The sequence below is a fragment of the Kocuria sp. NPDC057446 genome (genome assembly GCF_042802875.1).
GTDB lineage: Bacteria > Actinomycetota > Actinomycetes > Actinomycetales > Micrococcaceae > Kocuria.
In genome coordinates this window covers 1-5485 of record NZ_JBHVDI010000201.1, presented here as the reverse complement: position 1 = coordinate 5485, position 5485 = coordinate 1, and the positions used below count along the sequence as shown (strand labels likewise).

Genomic DNA, 5485 nt, shown 5'->3' with positions numbered 1-5485 from the left:
CCGTCGCCCCTCGGGCGGCGGCCGCACTTCTCGTGCCGGGACCTGACGGCTTAGACTGCGCGCTATGTATTCGATCGTGACCGTGTGCACCGGCAACATCTGCCGCTCGCCCATGGCGGAGTTCGCCCTGCGCCGCGCCTTCGCGGCCGCAGGACTGGCAGAGCGCGTCCGGATCGACTCGGCAGGCGTCAGCGACGAGGAGCTGGGGAACCCGGTGGACCCCCGTGCCGGCGACCTCCTGCGCCGCGAGGGGCTCGACGCCTCCCGGCACGCTGCCCGGGTCTTCGACCCCGTCCGCTTCGAGGACCGGGACCTCGTGCTCGCCCTGGACGTCGTCCACCTGCAGCGTCTGCGCGCCCTCGCCCCGGACGCCGCCGCCGCCGCCAAGGTGCGGCTGCTGCGGGAGTTCGATCCCGACGCCGCCGACCTCGCGCACGGCGACCTGGGGATCTACGACCCCTGGTACGGAGGCCCGGAGGACTTCGAGACCACCTACGGCATGATCGCCGCCGCGGTCCCGGGCGTCGTCCGCGCCGTCGCCCGGGAGCTGGGCGCCGGCCTGGACTCCGCGCAGGACGCCGGACGCGCGTGATCGACATCGAGCTCGAGCTGGACCCGTCGCTCGCCGCGGCCCATCCCGCCGGCACCAACCTGGCGCGCCTGCTCCCCTCGCCGACCCGACGCCCCTTCCTCATCGGCATCGACGGCCGTTCGGGCGCCGGCAAGACGAGCCTCGCCGAGCAGCTCGCCGCGGTGCTGCGACCGGTCCGGGACGTGACGCTCTTCCACCTCGAGGACCTCTACCCCGGCTGGGACGGGCTCGGACCCGGCCGGCGCACCTACGTGGACGAGGTCCTCGCCCCCCTCGACCGGGGCCAGGACGCCGAGTGGAGCGCCTGGGACTGGGTCACCGGCTCCCCCGGCACCCCGCGGCTGACCCGGGTGGCGGAGGTCGTGATCCTGGAGGGCGTCGGCGCGTGCAGCGCCGAGGCCCGGGAGGTGCTGGACGTCTCCGTGTGGGTCGAGCTGCCCACCGCGCTGCGCTACGACCGCGCCCTGAGCCGTGACGGCTCGTACTACGCCGAGCACTGGGACCGCTGGGCCGCCCAGGAGGACGCCTACCTGGCGCAGGACCACGTCTGGGAACAGGTGGACATCCTGCACCCCGGCCCGGTCTGCTGAGCCCCCGGCCGCGCCGACAGGAGGATCCGTGACCAGCACCGTCGTCGTCCTGGACGCCGCCCACCCGGCGGGCGTCCTCGCCGATCCCGCCGTCCCGCTGGTGCGCATCGACGACCAGGGGCTCACCCGCGGGGACGGCGTCTTCGAGACCATGCGGGCCGTCGACGGCGTCGTGCAGAAGTTCGAGGCCCACCACCAGCGGCTGTCGGCCTCCGCACGGCTGGCGCAGCTGCCCGTGCCGTCGTCGCGGGACGTGCGCGCAGCGGTGGAGCTGGCGCTCGCCCACGCGGCGCCCGGCGGGGACGGCGGCCTGGGCGCCGAGCACGCCGTCAAGGTGACGATCAGCCGCGGCACCCCGGAGGACGGCCCGTGGTCCTGGATCGCGGTCAGCCCCGTGCCGGAGGCCACGTTCCGGCAGCGGCGCGAGGGCGTGACCGCGGTGCTGCTGCCGCGCGGCCACGACCCCGCCCAGGACGCCGGGTACCCGTGGCTGCTCCCGGGCGCCAAGACGCTCTCCTACGCGATCAACATGGCCGCCCTGCGCCACGCCCGCTCGCTCGGCGCGGACGAGGTGGTCTTCACCACGGAGGGCCGCCGGGTCCTCGAGGGAGCGACGTCCTCCGTGGTCTGCGCCCGCGTGCGCGCCGGCCGCCGCACGCTGCTGACGCCGGAGCCCTCGCACGGGATCCTGCCGGGCACCACGCAGGCCAAGATCTTCGCCGCGGCCCGCGGGGACGGCTGGGAGCTCGGCTACGGGCCCCTGTACCCGGCGGACCTCATGGCGGCCGACGCCGTGTGGCTGGTCTCCAGCGTCCGGCTCGCGGTGCCGGTGCGCCGGATCGACCACCAGCCGCTGCCGGTGGACCCGGAGCTGACCCGGCTCGTCACGGACTGGGTCTCGCAGGCCTGACCCGGGCTCAGGCCCAGATGAAGCGGTGCGCGCCGAGCAGGACGGACACCGCCGGGCCCGCCGCCGCGGCCGCCGCGCAGCCCGCGAGGACCGCTCCGTCCCGCCAGGAGTACCCCGGGACACGGGCCCACGTCCGCGGGCCCGCGCCGAAGCCGCGGGCCTCCATCGTGACCGACAACCGGGTGGCGCGGCGGAGGGACTGCACCAGCAGCGTGAACGCCTGACCGCCGAACTCGCGCAGCGCGCCCGTCGGCCCGTGCCCGGTCCCCGCCCCGCGCGCCCGCCGTGCCATCGCGAGGGTGTCCCACTCGGAGACCATGACGCCCACCAGCCGCAGCGCGGCCAGGGACGCGAGCACGAAGCGGGCCGGGAGGCGCAGCGTCTGGGCGAGACCGTCGGCGAGGTCCGTGGGGTCCGTGGTGAGCACCAGCATCAGCCCGGGCAGCGCCAGCGCCAGCCCGCGCAGGGCGATCGCCGCCCCCGCGGCCACCGCCCCGGCCGAGATCCCGGTGACCCCCAGGTCCAGCAGCACCGGCCCGGAGTCCTCGGCGAGCAGGGCCGTGCCCCATCCGCTCACCAGCGCCGCCACGACCACCGGCCACGCCCGGCGCAGCAGCGCGAGCGGACGCTGACCGGCCAGCCCCAGCAGCAGCACCTCGCCCAGCAGCACGGACCCCGACGTCACCGGGTCCGCACTGAGCAGCAGCACCACGGTCAGCAGCAGCGCCCCGGCCAGCTTGACCACGGCGTTCGTCCGTCCCAGCAGCGAGGTCCGGGCCGACGGCGCGATCGCGGCGGCGCTCACCGGACGGCCCGGTCCCGCTCCGCGGGCGTGCCCAGCTCGAGCACCTCGGCGCCGAGCGCCCGCACGAAGTCCTCGTCGTGGGTCACGGCGAGGACCGACGTGCCGGCGTCGAGGAGCTCCACGAGCAGGTCCACGAGCTCCGCCCAGGTCAGGGCGTCCTGGCCGAACGTGGGTTCGTCGAGCACCAGCACGTCCGGGTCCGTGGCCAGCACCGTGGCCACGGACAGCCGGCGCTTCTCGCCGCCGGAGAGGGTGAACGGGTTGGCGTCGACCAGGTGGGACAGCCGCAGCCGGCGGAGCAGCTCGTCCGTGCGGCGCTCCCGCTCGGCCGCCGGGGTGCCCGCCAGCCGGGGGCCGTGCTCGAGCTCGGCGCGCACCGTGGCGCGCAGGAACTGGTGCTCGGGCTCCTGGAAGACCGTTCCGATGCGGGCCACGAGCTGCCGGCCGCTCCACTCCAGCGGGTCGGGGCCCGCGCCGCGGTCGAGCGGCGGACGGGCCCGCACGGTGCCGCGCACGGGGGCCAGCAGACCGGCGAGCGTCAGCGCGAGCGTGGACTTGCCGGCGCCGTTGGGCCCGGTCAGGGCGAGCGCGCGGCCGCGGCGCAGGCCCAGTTCCACATCGGCCACGGCCGTGGGGAGGTCCCGGCCCGCGGTGGTGTCGTCCACCGGGCGGCCGCGGCGCCGCGCCCGGCGCCGGGCGCGCAGCTGCCGCGCCGAGGGCTGGCCGCGCGAGACGCCCAGAGCGCCGGCGCTGAGCAGCGCTTCGCCGTCCGTGCCGGTCCCACCGGCGAGGCGTCCGGCAGGACCCGCGGAGGACCGGGCGGGCGCGCGTGTCGGGGGCACCCGTCCGGGCACCCACACCCCCGCCCGGCTCAGCTCGTCGGCCGCGGCGCCGAGCACGCGTCCCGGGGGCCCGTCGTGGGTGATCCCCCCGTCGCGGCCGAGCACCACCACGCGGTCCACGGCCTCCGCCCACACGGCCACGCGGTGCTCCACGACCAGGAGGGTCGCGCCGCTGCGGTCCAGGCAGGAGAGCACGGCGTCGCGGACCTGCCGCACGCCGTCGGGATCCAGGTTGGCGGTCGGCTCGTCGAGCAGCAGCAGCCCCGGGCTCATGGCCACGGCGCCCGCGAGGGCCAGGCGCTGCTTCTGCCCGCCGGACAGGGCCGCGGTGGAGTGGTCGAGCGGGAGGTCCAGGCCCACGGCCTCGAGGGCCGCCCGCACGCGCGGCCAGATCAGCTCCCGGGGCACGGCGAGGTTCTCGAGTCCGAACGCGGTGTCGTCCCCGACCCGGGACAGCACCACCTGGGACTCGGGGTCCTGCTGCACGAGTCCGGCCCGGCCGCGCGCCTGCTCCGGCGCCGTGCCGTCGAGCAGCAGCTCGCCGGAGCGGGACTGTCCGTCGTCGTCGTGGAGGACTCCCGCCAGGGCGTGCAGGAAGGTGGACTTGCCCGCCCCGCTGGGGCCCAGCAGGAGCACCCGCTCCCCCGGCTCCACCACGAGGTCGATGTCGCGCAGCGCCGCCCGCTCCCGCCCGGGGTGGTGCCAGCCGAAGCCGCGGGCCTCGACGCGCGCGCCGCGGGCCACGGGCCCCGCCGGGCGCCGGGCCGTGGGGGCCGTCATCGCCGCACGGCCCGCCCGGAGGCGAGACCCTGCAGGACGCCGGTGGCCGCGAGGGCCCGCACCACGGCGTGCATGAGCAGGCCGGCCAGCACCGCGCCCGAGACCGCGGCCAGCACCACGTAGACCACCTGGTGGCTCAGCGCCCACTCGTAGTTGTAGACGATGTTCTCGTGCACCCCGAGGAAGATCCCGCTCACCGCGCCCGCCACGGCCGCCGCGAGGGCGTCGAACCGGCGGTACCGGAGGGCGGCGAAGGCCAGTTCCGCGCCGATCCCCTGGACGAGGCCGGAGAGGATGACCAGCAGGCCGAAGTGGGTGCCCAGGAAGCTCTCGATCACGGCGGCCAGCAGCTCGCAGAACAGCGCGGCGCCGGGCTTGCGGATGATCAGCCCGCCGAGCACGCCGGCCACCAGCCAGCCGCCGACGATCAGGCCCACGGCGGGCGGATAGGCGACCGCGGCCGTGCCGACCACGGGGTAGAGCAGGTTCGACCACGCCCAGAAGACGACGGCGCACACGGCGGCGAGGACGGCGGCCACGACGATGTCGACGACGCGCCAGGACGGGGTGCGGGACGTGCCGGGACGACCGGCGGGGCGATGGGTGGTGGTGTTCACGGTGGGTTCCTCCTGGGCTCAGCGAGCCGTCGGTGCCAGGAGGGGACGGGGTTCCACGGGCCGCGCCGGTGGCGCGCTCCCGGGGGAACACCCCTGAGATGCTCGACTCCCTTCGCCGGTGCTAACCGGAGCAGGTTCGAGGGTCTGCGGCGATCCGCACTCTCAGCGCCGCGCCGGACGTGCCGGCGGGGCGCTCCCCTGTCGTTCAGTGGCACCGAGTCTACCCCGTCGCCGCCCGCTCCGTGCACGCCCGCGGGGCGCCGGACCGCGGGGCGCCGGACCGCAGGGCGCCGGACCGCGGTGCGCCGAGTCGACGGCGAAGGGCCCGCCCGGACGGACACCGGTGCGC

6 protein-coding genes and 1 riboswitch are annotated in these 5485 nt (G+C 76.7%); of the genes, 3 read left to right on the top strand and 3 right to left on the bottom strand.

Going from position 1 to position 5485, the window contains the following annotated elements; all coding sequences use genetic code 11:
- Nucleotides 1-64 precede the first annotated feature (64 nt).
- Genes ACFU0Y_RS16705 through ACFU0Y_RS16695 form a run of 3 tightly spaced genes read left to right on the top strand, consistent with a single transcriptional unit; the run spans nt 65 to nt 2092 of the window.
- Nucleotides 65-592 (top strand): low molecular weight protein-tyrosine-phosphatase, encoded by a 528-nt coding sequence (locus ACFU0Y_RS16705; protein ID WP_380215851.1) that lies wholly within the window; start codon nt 65-67, stop codon nt 590-592.
- The gene (locus ACFU0Y_RS16700) at nt 589-1182 is read left to right on the top strand and encodes a uridine kinase (RefSeq protein WP_380215849.1); all 594 of its coding nucleotides are present in this window, start codon (nt 589-591) and stop codon (nt 1180-1182) included. Before ACFU0Y_RS16705 ends, ACFU0Y_RS16700 begins: the two co-directional genes overlap by 4 nt.
- Before the next feature lie 28 nt (nt 1183-1210).
- On the top strand, nt 1211-2092 hold the full coding sequence (locus tag ACFU0Y_RS16695; protein ID WP_380215847.1) for an aminotransferase class IV: 882 nt from the start codon (nt 1211-1213) through the stop codon (nt 2090-2092).
- A gap of 7 nt (nt 2093-2099) precedes the next feature.
- Here ACFU0Y_RS16695 and ACFU0Y_RS16690 read toward each other — a convergent pair whose 3' ends face one another.
- The 3 genes from ACFU0Y_RS16690 to ACFU0Y_RS16680 are packed head-to-tail and all read right to left on the bottom strand — an operon-like array spanning nt 2100 to nt 5136.
- Nucleotides 2100-2897, bottom strand: a complete 798-nt coding sequence (locus ACFU0Y_RS16690) for an energy-coupling factor transporter transmembrane component T family protein (protein WP_380215845.1) — start codon at nt 2895-2897, stop codon at nt 2100-2102.
- A complete protein-coding gene (locus tag ACFU0Y_RS16685) occupies nt 2894-4519 on the bottom strand; it encodes an ABC transporter ATP-binding protein (RefSeq protein WP_380215843.1) in 1626 nt (541 codons plus the stop codon). The genes ACFU0Y_RS16690 and ACFU0Y_RS16685 overlap by 4 nt, the downstream gene beginning before the upstream one ends.
- Entirely contained in the window at nt 4516-5136 is a 621-nt protein-coding gene (locus ACFU0Y_RS16680) for an ECF transporter S component (protein WP_380215841.1), read from the bottom strand. The genes ACFU0Y_RS16685 and ACFU0Y_RS16680 overlap by 4 nt, the downstream gene beginning before the upstream one ends.
- A gap of 90 nt (nt 5137-5226) precedes the next feature.
- A riboswitch (TPP riboswitch) is annotated at nt 5227-5346 on the bottom strand.
- Nucleotides 5347-5485: the final 139 nt, after the last annotated feature.

Coding starts and splice junctions, on each gene's coding strand:
- ACFU0Y_RS16705 (WP_380215851.1), top strand. CDS start 65: ATGTATTCGATCGTGACCGTGTGCACCGGCAACATCTGCCGCTCGCCC.
- ACFU0Y_RS16685 (WP_380215843.1), bottom strand. CDS start 4,519: ATGACGGCCCCCACGGCCCGGCGCCCGGCGGGGCCCGTGGCCCGCGGC.